Here is a 20,919-nt window from a genome sequence, read left to right as displayed (position 1 = left end):
CGAACTCCCGCGCGCGGGTGCCGTACCGTTGGCAGTGTGACGGCCCAGCACCAGACCAGCGCGGATGGCTCGGAGCCGCGCCCGCGCGCGGCGGTCATCAGCAACCCCACGAAGTCGGGGGTCGATGCGCTCCGCGCCGCCGTCGAGCGCGCCGAGGAGCGGCAGGGGTTCGCCCCGTCGCTGTGGATCGACACCACCGAGGACGACCCGGGCAAGGGCATGGCCCGCGAAGCGGTCGAGGCCGGCGCCGACCTCGTGATCGCGGCCGGCGGCGACGGCACCGTGCGCTCGGTCGCGGCCGGGCTGCGGGGCACCGGGGTCCCGATGGGCATCGTGCCGCTCGGCACGGGCAACCTGTTCGCGCGCAACCTCGACATCCCGGTGAACGACGTCGACGACGCCGTGGTGCTCGCGTTCGCCGGGCTCGACCGGGCGGTCGACGTGCTCATCGCCCGCGTGCGTCGGCCCGACGGCAGCACGGAGGCGCACGCGTCGCTCGTGATGGCGGGCATCGGCATCGATGCGACGATGATCGCGAACACGAATCCAGACCTCAAGAAGAAGGTGGGCTGGCTCGCCTACGTCGACGCGGGCCTGCGTGCGCTGCCGAACTCGGAGCCGTTCCGCATCGTGCACCGCCTCGACGGCGGCCGGCACCACCGGTCGAGGGTGTCGAGCATCCTCGTGGCCAACCTCGGCTACCTGCCGGGCAACCTCGAGCTCATCCCCGACGCCGAGATCGACGACGGCCGCCTCGACGTCGTGCGGCTGCAGCCGCGCAACCTGTTCGGCTGGCTGTTCGTGTGGCGTGTCATCGCGTGGGAGAACCGGGTCATGCGCAAGACCGCGATCGGCCGGCAGGTGCTCGACCTCACGGGTGGCAACCGCCGGCAGGTCGTCGCGTACTCGCGTGGTCGCAACGTCGACCTCGCGATCGAGGGCGGGCCGCAGGAGTTCGAGATCGACGGCGACGAGTTCGGCACCGTCGTCGCGGCGCGGTTCGAGGTCGACCCGGCGTCGCTCGTCGTGCGGGTGCCGCGCTGACCGCTCCGGTGGTCGAGTAGCGAAGCGAGTCGAGACCCTCAGCCGAGCATCGATCCCTCCGCCGACGAGGAGGCCTTCGGGTCGGGGAGCCGACGCATGCGCAGCGCGTTCAGCACGCCGAGCAGCCCCGCGAGGATGGGCACGACGAGCGCGACCTGCAGGGCGATGAACCGCGAGTCGGTGTTGATGCGCAGGATCTCCTCCTGCACGGCTGGCGGCTGGTCGACGAGGAGCTCGGCGAGCCCGGTGTCGGTCATGATCTCGGCGTCCTCCTCGAGGACGGTCGAGACCTGCTGCGCCTCCTCGGCGCTCAGCACCGTGCTCGACTCGGCGCTCGCCGTGAACGTGAACGCGAGCGTCGCGAGCATGATCGCCCCCGCGAAGGCGAGTCCGAACGAGAGACCGAACGAGCCGGCCGCCGAGTTGACACCCGCCGCCTCGCTGACCCGCTCGTCGGAGATCGGCGACAGCGTGTAGTTGTTGAGCTGCGAGACGAGCAGGCCGAGGCCGCATCCGGCGACGATGAGCGGCAGCGTGAGGTACCAGCCCGAGTCGGCGATCGGCACGATCGGCACGAGCACCCCGACGCCCACGACGACGAGGGCGAAGCCCCACAGGATGATGCTCGCCGGCCTGCGTCTCAGCCCGCGGCCGGCCAGCAGGGCGACGACGAACATGCTGAGCGAGAGCGGCGCGATCGAGAGCCCGGCCTGCAGCGCGTTGTACTCGAAGACCATCTGCAGGTAGATCGGCAGCACGATCATGGTGCCGCCGAGGGCGATCTGCTGCAGCAGCTGCCCGCTCGCCCCGGTGCGGAACATCTTCGACTCGAAGAGGGCCGGGTCGAGCAGCACGGGCTTGCCGGCGCGCTTGCGGTTGCGCAGCCAGAAGACGAGGAGGCCGAGGCCCAGCACGCCGATGCCGATGATGAGGCCGACGTAGCCGCCGCCCTCCTGCCAGACGAGGATGCCGGTGACCACGCCCCCCATTCCGATGATCGAGAGCAGCGCGCCGACGATGTCGACCGACCGATCGCCGTGATACGGCACATCCTTCACGAGCCCGATGCCCGCGAGCACCACGGCGATGATGAGCGCCTCGAGCGCGAAACCGACCCGCCACGAGAGGAAGGTCGTGATGAACCCGCCGAGCAGGGGCCCGACGGCGGCGGCGATCGCCGCCGAGGCGCCGACGAGCGCGTACACCCGCTTCTGGTGGTCGCCCTCGAAGTTGCCGTGGATGAGCGACTGCATCGCAGGCAGCAGCAGCGACGCGCCGATGCCGCCGATCACCGCCCAGAAGATGATGATCGCGGTGAGGTCCTGCGCGAACACCATGGCGATCGCACCGATCGCGTAGCCGAGAAGGCCCAGGACGTACGCGAGCTTCCGGCCGATGAGGTCGCCCGTCTTGCCGCCGATGAGGATGAACGCCGCCGAGACGAGGGCCTCGAGCGCGATCGCGCCCTGCACGCCGCTCACCGTGGTGTCGAGATCGCGCACGACCGCGGAGATCGACACGTTCATGAGCGAGGTGTCGACCACGAGCACGAACATGGCCATCGCGAGCAGGAGCGCGAGCTTGCCGTTGAACCGCCCTTCGGCGGTGCCGCGAGAGTCCATGGCTCACTCAAGCACACCCGCGGCCGGGCCGGAAGGGCCCGCTCCGGTTCGAAGCGGTCCGAAACGGCGCGCAGACGGGGGCGGGGCCGGCCGGCCGGCCGGTCCCGCCCCCCCGGTTCGCGCCTGCGTCAGCCGCAGGTCACGATCGCGTCGGCCCAGTCCGCGCGGTCCCACCATTCGGCCTGGCCGGCGGGCGAGCCCGCCGCGTTCGGGTCGACCACGAGCTCGAGCCGCTCGACACCGGTGACGTCGACGTCGACCTCTGCGGCCAGCCCCTTCGTCATCGCGCCGCTGTCGTAACGCACCTCGCCGTCGGCGACGACCCGGAAGATGACGTTGGGCGATGCCCCCGCCTTGTTCATGATGTCGTCGATGCCCACGACCGCCGCGAACGCCGAGCACTGCCCGCCGAGGTTGAATCCGATCGTGGTCGGCGAGTTGACCCCGAGCCCCTTGCCGTACTCGACGCCGGCGAGCCGGATCGGCTTGCCGTCGCCGTACGCGGCCTCGCCGATCTCGGTGTCGCGCTCGATCGGCCCGTAGGCCGCGTTGAGCGACACCGAGGCGAACGGCAGGTCGGAGAGGAAGTGCTCGCCCGCCGTCGGCGGCTCGGGCACGTCGGGCACGGTCGCGTCGTGGGCCTCGACCGCGCGTCCGGCGAGCTCGACGATGTCGCCCTCGGGCTCGGTGAGGAACGCCGAGGTGGCGGTCGACGCCGTGAACTCGGCGCCGACGGCGTACCAGTCGATCGACGCCGGGGCCCTGCCGATGTCGAAGGCCGTCTGGATGCTCGCGAAGAACCGCTCCCACCGGTCCTTGTAGTAGGTGCTGACGAGACCCTGCCACTCGCGGTTCGCGTAGTCGTTGAGGCCGGCGTCGACGGCGCTGCGGTCGCCCCACGTCGTGACGATCGACCGCGCGTCGAACTCGAGCCGGTCGGCCTCGGCCGCATCGGCGCCCGCGGCGCGTGCGTCGGCGATCCAGCGGCCGAAGAGCGTCTGCGGCTGCGTCGCGACGATCGCGTCGAGCAGGTCCATGTTGCCGAGCCACTCCTCGCTGAGCCCGGTGAAGGCCGCCCGGTCGCGCATGCCGTAGGCCTGCTGCAGCTGCGGCAGCAGCACCCGCGAGGTGTTCGAGGTCACCTGGCGCGCGACATCCATGAGGTCGTACCGGTAGCTCGCGTTCCCGCCCGCGGCGGGAGCGGCGGCGAGCAGGTGGTCGAGCGCCTCGGCGAACCGGTCGGGGTCGTACGAGAGGCTGCCCGGCGACCAGGTCGCCGCGGCGCTCGCCGACAGCGACGGGCGGGCGCCGTAGAGCCCGTCGTGCGCCTCGCTGTAGCCCTCGTTGTCGGGCAGGGTGTAGGCCGTCTCTGCGAGAATGCGCCAGGCCGCCTTCAGCTCCGGGTCGTCGACGCCGTACCGGCGCTCGGTCCAGGCGTCGAACCACGCGTTCACGTCGATGGGGCCGTCGCGCCACGCGAGACCGGCGAAGAAGTCGATCGCGGCAGGGTTGTTGAGTCCGCCCTCCGGCAGGGCCGCGATGCCGTCGACGCGGCTGCCGTCACGGTTCAGCCACTCGTCGAACAGCTCGTTCCACTTCGCGAGCTCGGCACCCATCGTCGTGTGCCCGCCGAAGTTCCAGATCGTGCCGAACGCGTACGGCACCCCGCTCCACTTGGCCTCGAGGTCGCCGCGCGCCCAGCGGTCCGACAGGCCGTCCACGATGAAGGTCGTCTCGGGATCCACCGCAGCGGCGACATCCTCGGGCGGGTTGTTCTGCCAGCCGAGCAGCACCCAGGTCGCCCCGGGCTGCGCCGTCTGCAGGGCCGTCTCGATCGCGCGCGTCGCGCCGGGCACGTCGACGCTGCCGCGGCGGCCGCCCTCGTGCAGCACGTCCATCTTGTACGCGTTCGAGGCGCCCAGCTTCTCCTCGGATGCCTCGTAGAAGGCCTCGGCGACCGCCGGGAACACGGCCGAGTTCGGGTCGAGCCAGCCGGGGCGCTGGAACCCGACCCAGCCGCCCTGCGGCTCGACGCGCGCGTCGGCGTTGCGGTCGGCGAAGTCGGTCGGCACGGTGCCGAAGTACCCGGGCAGCACGGGGGTCATGTCGAGCTCGCGCAGCCGGTCGGCGATCTTGCGACCGAGTTCGGTGCGCTCCTCGAGCAGCGCCTCGCTCGTGCCGGCCGGATAGCCCGACATGTTCTGCAGCAGCCACCAGGGTTGGTGACCCGGCAGCGGGATCCACGCGCGGGCCTCCTCGGCCGAGTAGCCGAACTGCTCGAGCACCTCGGCGTAGACCGCTTCGGAGCCGACCGGCATGAACACCTCGTTGAAGCCGAGCGCGGCGAGTTCGTCGATCTCGCGCTCCCACTCGTCCCAGGTGCGGTAGGCGCCGGTGTAGCCGTCCTCGGTGTCGTTGCCGTAGAACCGGTGGCTGACGTTCGACGTCGCCGTGATCGGCTCGGCGGGCAGGGGCAGCGCCGCCTCGGGGTCGAGGTTGCGCACGTTCCACGAGACCGACTGGCCGATCGTGGCGAGGTAGGCGTTGACCCCGGCGATCGCCGTCGCCGAGTCGGTCGCCGCAACGCGCACGTGGTTGCGCTTCGAGGTGATCTCGTAGGCGTCGGCGCCGTCGGCGGACTCGAGCATCGCGAGATCGAACCCGTCGGATGCCTCGCCGAGCAGCCGCTCGACGGCGTCGCGCGCGGGCTCGAGGCCCGGCGCCGTCTTGGGCGGCACGTCGAGCTTCGCGTCGCGGGCAGGAGGCTCGGCGTTCGCCGCGCCGGCGGTGCCGGTCGTCAGCAGGAGTGCGGTCGCGATCGTGGCGAGCGGAGCGAGGGCCGCTCGTCGACGTCGTCTGGGCGTTGGGTGCATCATCGGGCCTTTCGCCGGTCGTTCGGATGCGGCGCGGATCGCGCCGCCATCCCGACCCAATCAGACCTCCGACCTTTACGCAAGGTCTTAACGTAAAGTCTCGGCTAAACTAACCGCCGGAACGGAGGCCGCATGAACGACCCGATCGTCGGCACCGCACGACTCAAGCGCTACAACACCGCGAGGGTGCTCGACGAGCTGCGCTCCGGCGGTGAGCCGGTGCGCATCGTCGAGATCGCGGAGCGCACCGGCCTCACCCGCTCGACCGTCGCCACGATCATCGAGGAGCTCGACGCCGACGGCTGGCTGCGCCGGCACGACCCGCTCGGCGCCCTCGGGCGGCCGGCAGCGCGGTTCTCGGTGACGCCCGAGCGCTTCCACGTGCTCGGCGTCGACATCGGACTGCACCGCGTCGTCGCCGAGGTCGCCGACGCCGCGGGCGCCGTGATCGCCGAGGCGAACGCCCTCCACGAGGTGCACGACGGCCGCGAGCTGCTGCGCCTCGTCAACGCGACCGTCGACCGCGCCCTCGCCGCGGCGGCCCTCGAACGCGACGGCATCGCGGCGGTCTCGGTCGCGAGCGTCGGCATGATCGACCGCGCCGAGGGGCGCGTGCGCGTCATCCGGGGCATCGACGCGTGGACCGACCTCGACCTGACCCGCGAGCTCGGCCGCGGGTTCGGCGTCGACGTCGACCTCGACAACGACGCGAATCTCGCCGCCCTCGCCATGTCGGAGCTCGACGACTGCCCGCCGTCGTTCCTGACGGTGCAGTGGGGCGAGCGGCTCGGCGCCGGCCTCGTGCTCGACGGTCGGCTCTACCGCGGCCCGCTCGGAGCCGCCGGCGAGATCGGCGCGCTCATGGTGACCGACCCGTGGAGCGGCGAGCGCGCGACGCTCGAGGCCGTGGTCGGCGCCGAGCACATCGACGAGATCGCCCGGCTCGTCGCGGCGAGGGACCCGTTCACCCGACTCGCCTCCGAGCTCGGCGCTGAGGCCGCCGCCGCCCACGTGTTCGAGCGGGCCAACGACGGCGAGCGCGCGGCCACCGAGATCGTCGACCAGCTCGCCGACGTCGCCGCGCGGGCGCTCGCGCCGATCCTGCTCGCGCTCGACCTGCACCGGGTCTACGTGACGGGCGGCATCGCGCGCGGCGGCGATGTGCTCACCGCCGCCCTCGAACGACGGCTCACCGCGATCGGCGCCGCACCGATCGAGGTGCGGTTGTCGCCGTTCGCCGAGAACACGGTGGTGCGCGGCGCCGTCACCGCCGCCGTGCGGTCGGCCTGGGAGTCGGCGCTCGACGGCGGCCTCGGCTCCGACGCGCGCACGAGGGCGCGGAGTTCCGCCCGCTGAGCGCGGGCTCAGCTCGACTGCGTCGATCTCGCCGCAGGACGGCGCAGCGCGCGGTGCGCCTCGTGCACGACGACCGCGACGACCGCCGCGACGACCGTGAGCGCGATGGTGCCGATGACCGCCTGGGCGAACTGGCCGCGGGCCATCGCGTCGAGCTGCGCCTGCTGCGTGTCGTCGACGACCATGCCGTTGCCGTCGACCACGATGCCCGAGTTCAGCACGATGGTCTCCTGGATCGCGCCGATCAGTCCCGGCATCGCGATGAGGCCCGCCGCGGCGATCGCGACGAGCGCCCACCACGCGGCCGAGCGCGCGAACCCGTTTCGCGGGGAGTCCGCCTCGCAGAGCCGGGCCGCCATCGCGGTCACGACGACGAGTCCGACCCCACCCGCCATGAGCAACGACGGCGACATCGCCCAGCCGAGGGTGCGCAGCAACTGCGCAGTGGGATCTTCGGCCGGTGACGGGCTCGCGTACCAGCTCGTGTCCGCGTTGGTGAGCCAGCTCAGCCAGGCACCGATCACGGTGACCGCCCCGGTGACGGCCCACCCCGCAGCGAGCCACACCCAGGTACGGCGTCCGAGCGGCTCTGCCGCGGGCTCCGGCGCTGGACCGAACCCATCGTCCTCGTCGGGCATCCCCGTGTGGACAGGTGCGGAATCGAGCGGGTCGCGCCGCACTGGATCCGAGCGGCCGGAGTCGTCGTCGCGCTCGAGGTCCGCCTCGCCGTCGCGATCCGGTTCGAGCACCGCGAACAGGTCGAGTTCCTCGTCGGTGTCGCGTTCGACCGGCACGTTCTCGGCCGGGGATGCGACCGATGCCGTGCTCGCCTCCGAGACGATCGGTGCCGCGGTGCCGGACGCCCCAGTGCCCGACGCCGTCGCCGCGACGGTCGGCTCGACGCCCTGCGCACGGCCCGCGGCCGAGGCATCCGCCCCGTGCCCGTCATACCCGCGCTGGAACCGCGCGTCGTAGCGAGGGTCGATGCCCTCACGTGCCCCGGTCATCGTCGACCCCCTCCGTGAGCCCGCGCCGCCGTCAGGCGCCGTCGGGTTCGCCGCTCAAGAGCCCGCGCAACCAGTCGCGGGCCTCGATGAAGATCTCGTCATCGTACTTCGAGTGGTACTCGATCTCGCGCCGGTCGGCGCGCGGATAGGAGCCGAGGAAGATCACCTTCGGCGAGTAGCGGCGGAGGCCGAGCAGCGCGTCGGCGACCCGCTCGTCTTCGACGTGCCCCTCGAGATCGATCACGAAGCGGTACCGGCCGAGCGCGTCGCCGATCGGCCGCGACTGGATGAGCGAGAGGTTCACGCCCCGCGTCGAGAACTGCTCGAGCATGTCGAGCAGCGCGCCCGGCTCGTCGTCGGGCAGTTCGACGATGAGGCTCGTCTTGTCGGCGCCCGTCGGCGCCGGGACGACGCGCGACCGGCTCACGAGCACGAAGCGGGTCACCGCGTTGGGGTTGTCGCCGATGTCGCGGGCGAGCACGTCGACGTCGAGGTGCTCGGTGATGCCGGGCGGGGCGACGGCCGCGTCGGCCTGCGCCGATTCGAACAGGGATGCCGCGGCCTGCACGTTGCTCGTCGCGGGAATGTGCCCGTGGTTCGGCAGCTCGCGCTCGAGCCAGCCGCGCGACTGCGCGTACGCGACGGGGTGGGCGTTGACGACCCGGACCTCGGCGAGCGTCGTGCCCGGGCGGGCGACGAGCACGAAGTTGACCGGCACGAGGTACTCGCCGACGATGCGCAGGCCGGGCACGGTCGCCAGTGCGTCCTGCGTGGCGCTCACTCCCCCGTCGATCGAGTTCTCGATCGCGATCATCGCGGCCGTCGAACGGCCCTCGACGACGTCGGCGAGCGCCTCGCCGACGTTGTTCACCGGGCGCCAGTGCTTGCCCGCCGCCTCGGGCACCTGCTTCAGCGCCGCCTCGGTGAAGGTGCCCGCCGGCCCGAGATACGAGTACGTCTCGTGAGGGGGCGTCGCCGAGGCATCCGTCGTCATGCGCCAAGCCTAACGAGCGGGGCGGGAGCCGACTGCGATACTGCCCACGTGGAGACCGCGGCGATCACGAGGGCCGTGCCGGGCGATGCGGAGCGGCGCATCGCGCTGCGCCGTATGAAGCGCGTCGCGACGAGCCTGCTCGCGGTGGCCGCCGTCGTGTTCGCAGTGTCGTTCGCCCTGCAGGACGAGATCGCCTGGATGGGCTACGTGCGCGCCGCCGCCGAGGGCGCGATGGTCGGCGCGATCGCCGACTGGTTCGCGGTCACGGCGCTGTTCCGTCATCCGCTCGGACTGCCGATCCCGCACACGGCGATCATCCCGCGGCGCAAGGACGAGATCGGGGCGAGCCTCGGGGCCTTCGTCGAGCACGAGTTCCTCTCCGACGAGGTCGTGCTCGGCAAGCTGCGCTCGATCGGCATCTCGCGGCGGGTCGGCGGTTGGCTCGCGGCGCCCGAGAACGCCGAACGGGTGACCGCCGAGGCCTCCGTCGCCGCACGCGGCGTGCTCACGATGCTCGGCGACGACGACGTCGAGGACGTGATCGAACGCCTCGCCCGCCGCCACCTGTTCGAGCCCGAGTGGGGGCCGGCGATCGGCCGCATCGGGGCGCAGCTCGTCGCGGCCGACCAGCAGCGCGCCGCCGTCGACGCCGTGCTCGAGAAGGCCGAGTCGTGGCTCGCCGGGCACCCGGAGGCGTTCGGGCGCATGGTCTCCGAGCGGCTGCCGCGGTGGGTGCCGGGCTTCGTCGACCGCCTCGTCGACGACCGCGCGCATCGCGAGGTGCTCGCCTTCGTGCGCGCGGTGCGCGCCGACGACGCGCACCCGCTGCGCCTCGCGATCGACCGCTACCTCGCGGAGCTCGCCGACGACCTGCAGCACGACCCGGCCATGATCGCCCGGGTCGAGCGGCTCAAGGCCGAGCTGCTCGCGAGCCCGCGCGTGCGCGAGTTCGCGGGCGAGGCGTGGGCCGCCGTGAAGGCGACCCTCGTCGACGGGCTCGCCGACCCCTCGAGCGAGCTGCGCACCGGACTGCGCGCGGCGATCGTCGAGGTCGGCACCCGCCTCGCGACCGACGACGCCCTCGCGGCGAAGGTCGACGACTGGGTGACGGATGCCGCGGCCTACGTCGTGCGCAACTACCGGCACGAGATCGCCGGCGTCATCACCGAGACCGTCGAGCGCTGGGACCCGCGCGAGACGACCGAGAAGCTCGAGCTGCAGGTCGGGCGCGACCTGCAGTTCATCCGCATCAACGGCACGGTGGTCGGCGCGCTCGCGGGCGTCGCCATCTACGCGGTCGCGACGGGCGTGCACGCGCTCGCCATCTCGATGTGATGTCCCGGCCGGTGGCGGGCGCAGTCCCATTCCTCAGGTGAGTCCCGCCCCATGGGGGCGGACGCGTCGAACGATCGCGGCCCGTCTGCGGGACGCCCGGTCCCTCCCGCATCGCGGGGCGCGGTGCCAGACTGGGGGGCATGCACGAGCGAGCGGGAACCCCGGCCATCGAGTCCGACCTCATCGACGTGGAGGCGCTCGTCAGGGCGTACTACGAGCTGAAACCCGATGCGTCGGTGCCCGGGCAGCGCGTCGCGTTCGGCACCTCGGGCCACCGCGGCTCGTCGCTCACGACGAGCTTCAACGAGCACCACATCCTCGCGACCACGCAGGCGATCGTCGAGTACCGCGCGGCGCAGGGCATCACGGGCCCGCTCTTCATCGGCGCCGACACCCACGCGCTCAGCGCCCCCGCCCAGACGACCGCGCTCGACGTGCTCGTCGGCAACCAGGTGCGGGTGCTCGTCGACGAGTTCGACGACTACGTGCCGACGCCGGCGCTCTCGCACGCGATCCTGACCTGGAACAACGACCCCGCGAAGCGCGCGGAGGGCGAGGCCGACGGCATCGTCATCACGCCGTCGCACAACCCGCCGCAGGACGGCGGCTTCAAGTACAACCCGCCGCACGGCGGACCGGCCGACAGCGACGCGACCGCGTGGATCGCGGCGCGCGCGAACGAGCTCATCGAGGGCGGGCTGCGCGGCGTGAACCAGGCCGAGCCGAGCGGCGTCGAGACCTACGACTTCCGCGGCGCGTACGTGGCCGATCTGGCGAGCGTGATCGACATGGAGGCGATCGCGCGCAGCGGCATCCGCATCGGCGCCGACCCGCTGGGCGGAGCCTCCGTGCACTACTGGGCGGCGATCCGCGACCGATACGGGCTCGACCTCACCGTCGTGAACGAGCGCGTCGACCCGACGTGGTCGTTCATGACCCTCGACTGGGACGGCAAGATCCGGATGGACCCGTCGAGCCGCAACGCGATGGCCTCGGTCGTCGCGAAGGCGGGCGCGTACGACCTGCTCACCGGCAACGACGCCGACGCCGACCGGCACGGCATCGTCACCCCCGACGGCGGGCTCATGAACCCGAACCACTACCTCGCGGTCGCGATCGAGTACCTGTTCGCGCACCGACCGGGCTGGCGCGACGACGCCGCGATCGGCAAGACGCTCGTGTCGAGCTCGATGATCGACCGGGTCGCCGCGTCGCTCGGCCGCCGCCTCTGGGAGGTGCCGGTCGGCTTCAAGTGGTTCGTGCCCGGGCTCGTCGACGGCTCGGTCGGCTTCGGCGGAGAGGAGAGCGCGGGCGCATCGTTCCTGCGCTTCGACGGCACCGTCTGGACGACCGACAAGGACGGCATCCTGCTGTGCCTGCTCGCGGCCGAGATCCGCGCGGTCACCGGCAGGTCGCCGTCGGAGCTGTACGCCGACCTCGTCGAGCGCTTCGGCGAGCCCGCCTACGAGCGGGTGGATGCCGCGGCGAACGCCGCGCAGAAGACCGCCCTCGGCCGACTCGACGGCGACGCGATCGCCGCGACTGAGCTCGCGGGAGACCCGATCAGCGCGAAGCTGTCGAAGGCGCCGGGCAACGACGCCGCGATCGGCGGGGTGAAGGTCGAGACGGCCGAGGCGTGGTTCGCCGCGCGGCCGAGCGGCACGGAGGACGTGTACAAGATCTACGCCGAGTCGTTCAAGGGGCCCGAGCACCTGAAGCTCGTGCAGGCCGAGGCGAAGCGCATCGTCGACGGCGCGCTCGACGTCTGACGCCTACTTCAGCGAGAAGTAGGTGACCGAGCCGCCCGACGCGAGCGCCTCGTCGACGTCCCAGTAGTCGGCGTCCTTCGTGTGGCCGCCGACCCAGATGCGGGTCGTGCCGCCCGAGTGCACGACCCGGGTCACGACGGCCGTGTGGTCGCGATCGCCCGAGTCATCCCAGTCGAACTGGGCGATGTCACCGACCTTGACGAGGCCGCGCTGCGAGTCGTCGAGCGCGGTGGCGAGGTCGGTGCGGCCGAGCAGGTAGTCCCGGAGCGCGGTCGAACTGGCCCAGCTCGGCGACATGGCGCCGGTCGCGTGGTCGTAGTACCAGCCGTCGTTCATCTTCCAGCCGCGGGCGATGAGCGACTGGCTCGTGAAGTTGGCGCAGTCGACACCGCTCAGGACGGTGTACGCGTCGGAGTTGTAGTCGCTCCAGTGGGCGAGCACGTAGCCGACCTGCGCGTCGATGCGGGGGTCGGTCGTGTAGTTCAGCGTGAGCGCGGTCGGCGCCTCGTTCGTCGACGCCTCGACGATGCCCGAGAGGTCGCTCGTCGACGCCGACGGCACGTCGACGCCGGCCGCGACCGACGCGGCGGACGCCTCGACGGGGACCGGGTTGCCCGCGGCGTCCGAGAAGCTCACCTCGACGCCGCCGAGCGAGTCGGCCGACGTCGCCGGCACCGCGAACGTCACGGTGCTCTCGTCGGCCGCGACGATCGTCGCAGCGGTTCCCGCGACCGTCACCCCGCCGACCTGGTCGAGTCCCTCACCGGTCACGGTCACCTTCGTGCCGCCCGTGAAGGGCACCGACGCGGTCGAGAGCCCGCTCGTGATGGTCGGCCGCTCGTCGGCCAGCGCCGCCGTCGAGACGATCTCGTCGCGGGCCGCCGCCGCCTCCGGCGATGCCGCGCGGACGGTGCTCGTCGAGCCCGGCACGCCGCCCGCGGTCACGGCGATCGCCGACCCGTCGGGAGCGATCGCCGAGGCGACGGCGCCGAAGGCGGTCACGCCGAACAGCGCGGTCGTCGCGCCGAGCGCGACGAGCCGGCGCGCACCGCTCGACGGGCGTCGGTTGCGCGCGTGGTCGGCGCGGTGCCGCGGGTGGCGGTCGCCCGGGTCGGTACCGGGCGGGTCGGGCGTGGCGGCCGTGCCGGCCGTGGTCGGCCGGGTGGGCCCGTGGGCCGGCCCGACTGCACCGTCGCCGTGGCGACGGGACGTCGGCGGGCCCGGGTTACGGGGAACGGAACCCGGACCCTGCGGCGTCCCGGCGTCGGGAGCCTCCGGATCGGCCGGCGCCGCGTCGGGGGACGCTGCGGCACCGGCCGATGCGTCGCGACCGCGCATCGCGGCCACGAATCCGCGACGAGCCTTCGCGGGGCGGGAGGGCTCGGCCGTATCGGGCGCGGCCGAGTCCTCCCGGATGCCGACCGGTTCCACCGCGTGCTCGAACGAGTCCCCCTCGCCGTCGCCGTCGACCGTCGCCTCCGCGCCTTCGGCGAGGAGTGCGGGGTCGATCGCGCCCGGCGCGCGGAACGTCGCGCGCCGGCGCTGCGGCATGGGGGCAGGCGGAGTCTTGGAGATTCGTTTGAACACGGGATGGGTTCCGGTCGGCGTTTCGGGGGACACGAAACCTCACCACGCGAGTTTGTGAGGAACCCTCTCGAACTCTGGGAGGACGATGAGAGCGATCTCCCAACACCCTGCACGCGACGTTGCGGAACCCGTCGTCAACTGTTCTAATAGTCATAGAACAGTTGTGAAAGGAGTGCCGCCGTGCTGATACGCGTCGACCCCGCGAGCGAGACACCGATCTTCGCCCAGGTGGCCGCATCGGTGCGGGCGGATGCCGCGGCCGGGCGCCTGCGAGCCGGCGACAAGCTGCCCTCGGCACGCGAGGTCGCCGCCTCGCTCGGCGTGAACCTCCACACGGTGCTGCGGGCCTACCAGTCGCTGCGCGAGGAGGGCCTCGTCGACATGCGCCGCGGTCGCGGCGCGGTGGTCACCGAGGCCGTCGAACCGCTCGCGCAGCTGCACCACGACGTCGCGACGCTCGTCGCGCGTGCCAAAGAGCTCGGGCTCTCCCCCGACACCCTCGCCGCCCTCGTGAAGGAGACGTACCGATGACCGCATCCGACGATGTCCGCACCGCCCGCCGCCGCTACCTCGTGGTCGGCTGCGCCGTCCCGGTCGCGCTGACGCTCGTCGCCGTCGCGCTCATGCTCGCCTGGCTGCCCGAGATGCCCGCCACCGTCGCGACGCACTGGAGCAGCACCGGCGAGCCCGACGCCTTCGCCCCGGCGTGGACCGTTCCGGTCGGCACCGCCGTGCTCGGCCTGGGGCTCACCGCGTTGTTCGCGACGATCATGCTCACGGGCACGCGCGACGGGCACTGGGGCCCGATGATGCGACTGCTCGGTGCCGCCTCGCTGGCCACCACCGTGCTCGTCACGGTCGGCATGACCTGGTCGTTCGGCCTGCAGCGCGGCCTCGCCGATCCGCACGACGCCCCGGGCATCGGCCTCCCGATGCTCGTCGCGCTCCTCCTCGGCGTCGTCGCGGGCGCGGCCGGGTGGTACGCGCAGCCGAACGTCACGACCGGCGCCCGGGCGACCCGGACGATCGAACCGCTCCGACTCGCCCCGGGCGAGCGTGCCGTCTGGGTGAGCACGACCACGATGTCGCGCGCGGCGATGGTCGCCATCGTCGCGAGCATCGTCGCGCTCGCGCTCGGCACCGTCGTCGTCGCGGCCACGGGCTCCCCGGCCTGGTGGGTGATGCTCGGCGTCACCGTGCTGCTCGTGCTGCTCGCCGCGACGACGTTCGTCTTCCGGGTGCGCGTCGACGATCGAGGGCTCACCGTCGCCTCGGCGGCGGGGGTGCCGCGGTTCGGCGTTGCGCTCGACGATGTGGCGTCGGCGGCGGTCACGACGGTCAACCCGACCGCGGACTTCGGCGGATGGGGGGTGCGGCTCGTGCCGAACGGGTCGTTCGGCATCGTGCTCCGCGCCGGCGAGGCGTTGCAGGTCACTCGCCGCGACGGACGTCGCTTCACCGTGACCGTCGACGACGCCGCGACGGCGGCGGCGCTGCTCGAGGCCCTCAGCTCGCGGGTTCGCGGGGCTCGGAACTGACGCGGGCGCGAGCCCGTGCGCGCAGGCCGGCCACGACGAGCGGCAGCAGCACGAGCGCGCCCACGAGGCACACGCCGGCGAACCCGCCGAGGCCGAGCACGAAGCCGCTGAGGGCCGCCGCGACCGCCGCCGAGAGGTTCATCGCCGCATCGGTCGCGCCCTGCAACGGCACCCGGATCTCCTGCGAGACGGAGTCGGTCACGAGGGTCGAGCCGCCGATGAGTCCGCACGACCAGCCGAGTCCGAGCAGGCCGAGCGCGAGCGGCACGAGCAGCATGTCGTCGGCCGGCGCGAGGATGCCGATGAGCGTCGCAGCGGCGAGCACCCCGATGCCGATGAAGATCACCCGCTCCGACCCGATGCGGTCGGCGAGCCACCCGACGATGGGGCTGGCGCCGTACATCCCGACGATGTGGATGCTGAGCACGACGCCGACCGCCGTCAGCGAGAGCCCATGCGCCATCATGTGCACGGGCGTCATCACCATGACGCCGACCATGACCGTCTGCGAGCAGACGATCGCGAGGATGGCGAAGAGCGCACGGGGGTTGCGCGCGGCGATGCGCATCGCCTGCCACGATCCGATGGGCTTCGAGGCGCCGCCCGCACCGGCCGCTCCGGTCGGCGTCGGGGATGCCTCGTCCGCCCCGGCGTCGCTCGCGAGCCGCCCGGCCTGCGGCAGGCGCAGGAGCGCCGCGACGAGCAGCGCGGAGAACGCGAACGCGGCACCCGAGAACAGGAAGGGGCCGACGAGCGCCGGCAGCCCGATGGCCTGGCCGACGGTGTCGCCGAGGTCGGAGAGCAGCGGCCCGGCGACCGAACCGAGCGTCGTCGCCCACAGCACGAGCGACATCGAGCGCGCCTCGAAGCCGGGCGCAGCGACCTCTGTGGCGGCGAAGCGCGCTTGCAGGCCCGCCGCGGTGCCGGCCCCGAACGCCATGAGCCCGAGGAACACGAGCGGCACGAACCCGCTCACGGCGGCGCCGATGACGAGCACTGCGCCGAGGCATCCGAGCGCGTAGCCCGTGGCGAGCGCGACGTGCCGCCCACGCCCGACGGCGAGCTTCGCGAGCGGGATCGCCGCGATGGCCGCGCCGAGCACGCTCGACGACTGGGCGAAGCCCGCGAGGGCGACGACGCCGGTGAGTTCGTCGACGAGGAGGGCCGCGACGGCGATGCCCGAGGCGACGCCGACGCCCGCGAGCAGCTGGTTGACGATGAGGACGGTCAGCGAGATCCCGCGGTGCGGCACCGGCGTCACCCGCGCCGTCGTCGGCTCGGGTGCGCTCGGCGCATCGCTCATCAGGCGCCGCCGCCCGGTACGCCGAAGAACTCCTCGAGCGTCGTGATGCCCTTCTCGTGCATCTCGGTCGCGAGCGGCACCCCGACGTAGCGGAAGTGCCACGACTCGTGCGGGTAGCCCGTGATGTCGACCTTGTCGGCGGGGTAGCGCAGGATGAACCCGAATCGCCAGGCGTTCGCACGCACCCATTCGCCCTCGGCGGAGTCGTCCATGCACTCGAACGTGCAGCCGCCCTCGGTGCCGATGTCCATCGCGAGGCCGGTCTGGTGCTCGGAGTGCCCCGGCGGGGCGGTCGTCGGGTCGCTGCCGTCGCCGTAGAGCTCGACCTGCGTGTCGTAGCTGCGGTAGGCGCTGTTCGAGGCCAGGTAGAAGTCGGCCTCGTCGGCCGCGGCGGCGAACATCGCGACGACCGCGTCGGACGCCTCCTGGCGCATCTCGGGCACCCAGCTGTGCGCGACGGGCACCTCGACGAGGTCGTCGGGAACGTAGTCCTGCGGGTTCAGCGGGCGCACCTGGTTGACGACGACCCAGATGCTGGCGGGGTCGTCGAGCGAGTGCGCCGTGCGATCGAAGGTGTCGACGCTCGCGGGCGGCGGCACGGTCGCCGGCGCCGGCCGCGGCGTCGCACTCGCGGAGCCGGATGCCTCGGGGCCGCCGCCGGTGGCGCCGGCCGAGCCCGAACCGGCTCCGGCGACCGCGCCGACCACGACGACGCTGATCGCCGCGAGGATCGCGATGAGCACGAGTGCCACGGTCATGCGCCGTCGCTGCACCGCCTCGTCGACGGCGGGAGGATCTGCGGGTTCGGACACGCTGCCGATTCTACGCGCGGCGGGCATCGCCGCCGCCCCGGGCGGCGAACACCCACCGCGGCCGCGGCGCTGTGAGAGCGCTCTCTTGACAGCAGCAGAGATCGCGTCGTAGAGTCACCTTCCGAAAGTGTGAGAGCGCTCTCACAATAGCGAGAGAGCGCTCTCTTGTTCCTGCATCATCCCCCATTCGACCACGCACACAAAGGAGTGACCGTGAAGCTTTCACGACGCACCCGGGGCGCCGTCGCCATCGCCGGCGCGGCATCCATCGCACTGCTGGCCACCGCCTGTTCGACCGGCGGTGGCGCGAGCGCCGAGGGCGAGGACATCACCCTCACCGTCACCACGTTCGGCACCCAGGGCCTCGAGGGCCTGTACGAGCAGTACGAGGCCGACCACCCCGGCATCACCATCAAGGCCACCAACATCGACACCGGCGGCAACGCCCTCACCGACTGGCAGACGAAGCAGGCTGCCGGCGCGGGCCTTCCCGACGTGCAGGCCGTCGAAGAGGGCTGGCTGTCGAAGGTCATGCAGGTGAGCGACTCGTTCACCGACCTGCGCGACTACGGCGCCGACGACCTCAGCGACCAGTGGGTCGACTGGAAGGTGAAGCAGGCCACCGACGCCGACGGGCGCATCATCGGCTACGGCACCGACATCGGCCCCGAGGGCCTCTGCTACAACGGCAAGCTCTTCGAGGAGGCCGGCCTGCCGAGCGACCGCGAAGGCGTGGCCGCCCTCTTCGGCGGCGAGGATGCCTCGTGGGAGAAGTTCTTCGAGGTCGGCAAGGCCTATCACGACAAGACCGGCAAGGCGTTCTACGACCAGTCGGGCTTCGTCTGGAACTCGATGGTCAACCAGCTGCCCGAGGGCTACTACACCGCCGACGGCGAACTGAACGTCGAGGGCAACGCCGAGCTCGAGGCCCGATGGGCCCTGCTCGCGCAGGGCGCGGCCGACGGCCTCTCGTCGAACCAGACCCAGTGGGACTGGGGCGGGGGCAAGGCGTTCACCGACGGCTCGTTCGCGACCTTCGTCTGCCCGGGCTGGATGCTCGGCGTGGTCAAGGGCCAGGTCGAGGCCGGCGGCGGCGACGCCACGACCGGCTGGGACTTCGCCGACGTCTTCCCCGGCGGCGCGGCCAACTGGGGCGGCGCGTTCCTGACGGTGCCGACCACCTCGAAGCACCCGAAGGAGGCGGCCGAGCTCGCCGAGTACCTGACGAACGCGCAGTCGCAGGTCGCGGCCTTCCAGGCCGCCGGAACGTTCCCCTCGAACGTCGAGGCGCAGGCCGACGCCGGAGTGACCGGCGAGAGCGAACTGACCGCGTTCTTCAACGACGCACCGGTCGGCGAGATCCTCGGCTCGCGTGCCGAAGGTGTCGTGGCCCAGTACAAGGGACCGGACGACTCGGTGATCCAGGAGCAGGTCTTCGGCCCCTCGATCCAGGAGCTCGACTCGGGCAAGGCCGACGGCCCGACCGCGTGGCAGCACGCGCTCGACCTCCTCGACCAGCTGGTCCAGCAGTAGTCCGACCGGCGAAGTGAACGCGGGCCCTTCGGAACGCTCCGAAGGGCCCGCCTCACGAGAGGAACCCCGAATGACTTCGACCATCACGCCGCCGGCGGAGGCGGCATCCCCCACGCCCTCGGGCGGCGCGAAGCACGACCGCACCGCGCACCGCACCGCACTCACCACCCGGCAGCGCCTCAGCCGCTGGGACGTGAGGTACTCCCCCTACCTCTACATCGCGCCGTTCTTCGTGCTGTTCGGACTCGTCGGGCTGTTCCCCCTCGGCTACACCTTCGTGGTGTCGCTGAACGACTGGAACCTGCTCACCGGCCCGGGCGAGTGGGTCGGCCTCGAGAACTTCGCCGCGGAGCTCCAGGACCCGCTGTTCTGGAACTCGCTGTTCAACACGTTCAGCATCTTCCTGCTCTCGGCGGTGCCGCAGCTCATCGCGGCGATCGTCATCGCCGCCGTGCTCGACCAGAACATCCGCGCCAAGACCTTCTGGCGCCTGTCGGTCATCCTCCCCTACGTCGTGACGCCCGTCGCCGTCACCCTCATCTTCAGCAACGTCTTCGGCGAGAAGTACGGCCTCATCAACAACCTCCTCACGACGATCGGCGCCGATCCCGTGATGTGGAAGACCGAGACCCTCCCGAGCCACATCGCGATCGCGACCATGGTCAACTGGCGCTGGACGGGCTACAACGCGCTCATCCTGCTCGCGGCGATGCAGGCCGTGCCGAAGGACATCCACGAGGCCGCCGCCATCGACGGCGCCGGCGCCGTGCGCCGCTTCTTCTCGGTCACGATCCCGAGCATCAAGCCCACGATCGTCTTCGTCATCATCACGGCGACGATCGGCGGCCTGCAGATCTTCACGGAGCCGAAGCTCTTCAACGCGACGAGCTCCGTGCCCGGCGGGCCGCAACGGCAGTACCAGACGACCGTGCTCTACCTCTGGGACCTCGCCTTCAACCGGCAGGACTTCGGCAAGGCCTCGGCCGTCGCATGGCTGCTCTTCCTCATCATCGTCGCGATCGGGCTCGTGAACTTCTGGCTCTCGCGGCGCATCGCGGGAGCCGAGGCGAAGCGCACGAAGCGCAGCACCCGACGCAGGCTCGACGCCCACGCCGCGGCGCGCGCCGAGGCATCCGCCCTCACCGCCCGGGTCGGCGCCGGAGGCGTGACCGGGGCCATGGTGGCCGAGCCGATGCTCGACGACCCAGATCTCGACGAACCACGTCCGGAGGAACGCGCATGACCGCCACGAAGGCCGTCGTCACCCGCGACGCGATCAAGCCCGCGCGGTACGACGCACCCCGCAGGCGCTCGCTCGGCATCGAGCGCCGCCCGGGCTGGCTCACCTACACGCTGCTCGGCGTCTTCTTCGTCGCCGGGGCGTACCCGCTGTACTGGTCGTTCGTCATCGGCTCGAGCGACAAGTCGGCGCTCACCGACACCTGGCCGCCGCTCCTGCCGGGCGGCCAGTTCTGGACCAACGTCGGCGAGGTGCTCGACACCGTGCCGTTCTGGCTCGCGCTCGGCAACTCGATCATCGTCGCGAGCGTCATCACGCTCTCGGTCGTGAGCTTCTCGACGCTCGCCGGCTACGCGTTCGCGAAGCTGCGGTTCCGCGGCCGCGAGGGGCTCATGGTGTTCGTGATCGCGACGCTCGCGGTGCCGACCCAGCTCGGCATCATCCCGCTGTTCATGCTCATGAAGCAGTTCGGCTGGACGGGCACGCTCGGCGCCGTGATCGTGCCGACGCTCGTGACCGCGTTCGGCGTGTTCTTCATGCGGCAGTACCTGGTCGACGTCATCCCCGACGAGCTCATCGAGGCGGCGCGCGTCGACGGGGCGTCGATGATCAGCACGTTCTGGCACGTCGGCGTGCCGGCCGCCCGCCCGGCGATGGCGATCCTCGGGCTCTTCACCTTCATGACGGCGTGGACCGACTACCTCTGGCCGCTGCTCGTCGTGCCGCAGAACCCGACCCTGCAGGTGGCGCTGAGCCAGCTGCAGTCGGCCCGCTACGTCGACTACTCGGTGGTGCTCGCGGGCGCGGTGCTCGCGACGCTGCCGCTGCTGATTCTCTTCATCATCGCCGGCAAGCAACTCATTTCAGGGATCATGGCAGGAGCAGTCAAGGGATGACCATCGGACT

16 protein-coding genes are annotated in these 20,919 nt (G+C 71.9%); 9 read left to right on the top strand and 7 right to left on the bottom strand.

Annotated features, from left to right (window positions below):
* The first annotated feature begins 36 nt into the window (after window positions 1–36).
* Window positions 37–1,044: a diacylglycerol/lipid kinase family protein gene (locus PX701_RS08980; protein WP_231428928.1), complete on the top strand. Its 1,008-nt coding sequence runs from the start codon at window positions 37–39 to the stop codon at window positions 1,042–1,044.
* 38 nt (window positions 1,045–1,082) lie between these two features.
* Here PX701_RS08980 and PX701_RS08975 read toward each other — a convergent pair whose 3' ends face one another.
* Complete coding sequence (locus tag PX701_RS08975; RefSeq protein ID WP_275506092.1) at window positions 1,083–2,666, bottom strand: MFS transporter; 1,584 nt, start codon at window positions 2,664–2,666, stop codon at window positions 1,083–1,085.
* A 128-nt stretch (window positions 2,667–2,794) separates the two neighbouring features.
* Entirely contained in the window at window positions 2,795–5,542 is a 2,748-nt protein-coding gene (locus PX701_RS08970; RefSeq protein WP_275506091.1) for an alpha-N-acetylglucosaminidase TIM-barrel domain-containing protein, read from the bottom strand.
* 129 nt (window positions 5,543–5,671) lie between these two features.
* On the opposite strand from PX701_RS08970, the gene PX701_RS08965 reads away from it, so the two are divergent.
* Complete coding sequence (locus PX701_RS08965) at window positions 5,672–6,895, top strand: ROK family transcriptional regulator (RefSeq protein WP_275506090.1); 1,224 nt, start codon at window positions 5,672–5,674, stop codon at window positions 6,893–6,895.
* 8 nt (window positions 6,896–6,903) lie between these two features.
* Here PX701_RS08965 and PX701_RS08960 read toward each other — a convergent pair whose 3' ends face one another.
* On the bottom strand, window positions 6,904–7,902 hold the full coding sequence (locus PX701_RS08960; protein ID WP_275506089.1) for a hypothetical protein: 999 nt from the start codon (window positions 7,900–7,902) through the stop codon (window positions 6,904–6,906).
* A 31-nt stretch (window positions 7,903–7,933) separates the two neighbouring features.
* Complete coding sequence (pheA, locus tag PX701_RS08955) at window positions 7,934–8,896, bottom strand: prephenate dehydratase (RefSeq protein ID WP_231428933.1); 963 nt, start codon at window positions 8,894–8,896, stop codon at window positions 7,934–7,936.
* A gap of 48 nt (window positions 8,897–8,944) precedes the next feature.
* Here pheA and PX701_RS08950 point away from each other — a divergent pair, with 48 nt between their 5' ends.
* Window positions 8,945–10,231: a DUF445 domain-containing protein gene (locus PX701_RS08950; protein ID WP_275506088.1), complete on the top strand. Its 1,287-nt coding sequence runs from the start codon at window positions 8,945–8,947 to the stop codon at window positions 10,229–10,231.
* A 140-nt stretch (window positions 10,232–10,371) separates the two neighbouring features.
* Window positions 10,372–12,000 (top strand): phosphoglucomutase (alpha-D-glucose-1,6-bisphosphate-dependent), encoded by a 1,629-nt coding sequence (gene pgm / locus PX701_RS08945; RefSeq protein WP_275506087.1) that lies wholly within the window; start codon window positions 10,372–10,374, stop codon window positions 11,998–12,000.
* Window positions 12,001–12,003: 3 nt separating this feature from the next.
* Here the strand turns inward: pgm and PX701_RS08940 are convergent, their stop codons facing one another.
* A complete protein-coding gene (locus PX701_RS08940; protein WP_275506086.1) occupies window positions 12,004–13,551 on the bottom strand; it encodes an amidase domain-containing protein in 1,548 nt (515 codons plus the stop codon).
* A 216-nt stretch (window positions 13,552–13,767) separates the two neighbouring features.
* Between PX701_RS08940 and PX701_RS08935 the strand changes: the two genes are divergently transcribed.
* A complete protein-coding gene (locus PX701_RS08935; RefSeq protein ID WP_231428937.1) occupies window positions 13,768–14,118 on the top strand; it encodes a GntR family transcriptional regulator in 351 nt (116 codons plus the stop codon).
* Window positions 14,115–15,125, top strand: a complete 1,011-nt coding sequence (locus PX701_RS08930) for a DUF1648 domain-containing protein (protein ID WP_275506085.1) — start codon at window positions 14,115–14,117, stop codon at window positions 15,123–15,125. The genes PX701_RS08935 and PX701_RS08930 overlap by 4 nt, the downstream gene beginning before the upstream one ends.
* Here PX701_RS08930 and PX701_RS08925 read toward each other — a convergent pair.
* Both PX701_RS08925 and PX701_RS08920 read right to left on the bottom strand, forming a co-directional pair.
* Window positions 15,094–16,428 (bottom strand): MFS transporter, encoded by a 1,335-nt coding sequence (locus tag PX701_RS08925; RefSeq protein WP_275506084.1) that lies wholly within the window; start codon window positions 16,426–16,428, stop codon window positions 15,094–15,096. The genes PX701_RS08930 and PX701_RS08925 overlap by 32 nt on opposite strands.
* The gene (locus tag PX701_RS08920; protein ID WP_275506083.1) at window positions 16,428–17,240 is read right to left on the bottom strand and encodes a M15 family metallopeptidase; all 813 of its coding nucleotides are present in this window, start codon (window positions 17,238–17,240) and stop codon (window positions 16,428–16,430) included. Before PX701_RS08920 ends, PX701_RS08925 begins: the two co-directional genes overlap by 1 nt.
* Window positions 17,241–17,453: 213 nt before the next feature.
* On the opposite strand from PX701_RS08920, the gene PX701_RS08915 reads away from it, so the two are divergent.
* The 3 genes from PX701_RS08915 (at window position 17,454) to PX701_RS08905 (ending at window position 20,909) form a co-directional block, all read left to right on the top strand.
* Window positions 17,454–18,773, top strand: a complete 1,320-nt coding sequence (locus PX701_RS08915; RefSeq protein WP_231428941.1) for an ABC transporter substrate-binding protein — start codon at window positions 17,454–17,456, stop codon at window positions 18,771–18,773.
* Between the two features lie 70 nt (window positions 18,774–18,843).
* A complete protein-coding gene (locus tag PX701_RS08910; RefSeq protein ID WP_231428942.1) occupies window positions 18,844–20,016 on the top strand; it encodes a carbohydrate ABC transporter permease in 1,173 nt (390 codons plus the stop codon).
* A complete protein-coding gene (locus PX701_RS08905) occupies window positions 20,013–20,909 on the top strand; it encodes a carbohydrate ABC transporter permease (RefSeq protein ID WP_231428943.1) in 897 nt (298 codons plus the stop codon). Before PX701_RS08910 ends, PX701_RS08905 begins: the two co-directional genes overlap by 4 nt.
* Window positions 20,910–20,919 lie beyond the last annotated feature (10 nt).

Origin of the sequence: Agromyces chromiiresistens (assembly GCF_029167465.1) — a bacterium.
Classification (GTDB): domain Bacteria; phylum Actinomycetota; class Actinomycetes; order Actinomycetales; family Microbacteriaceae; genus Agromyces; species Agromyces chromiiresistens.
Note: the sequence above shows the minus strand (reverse complement) of the source record. Positions and strands in the feature narration are given on the sequence as shown.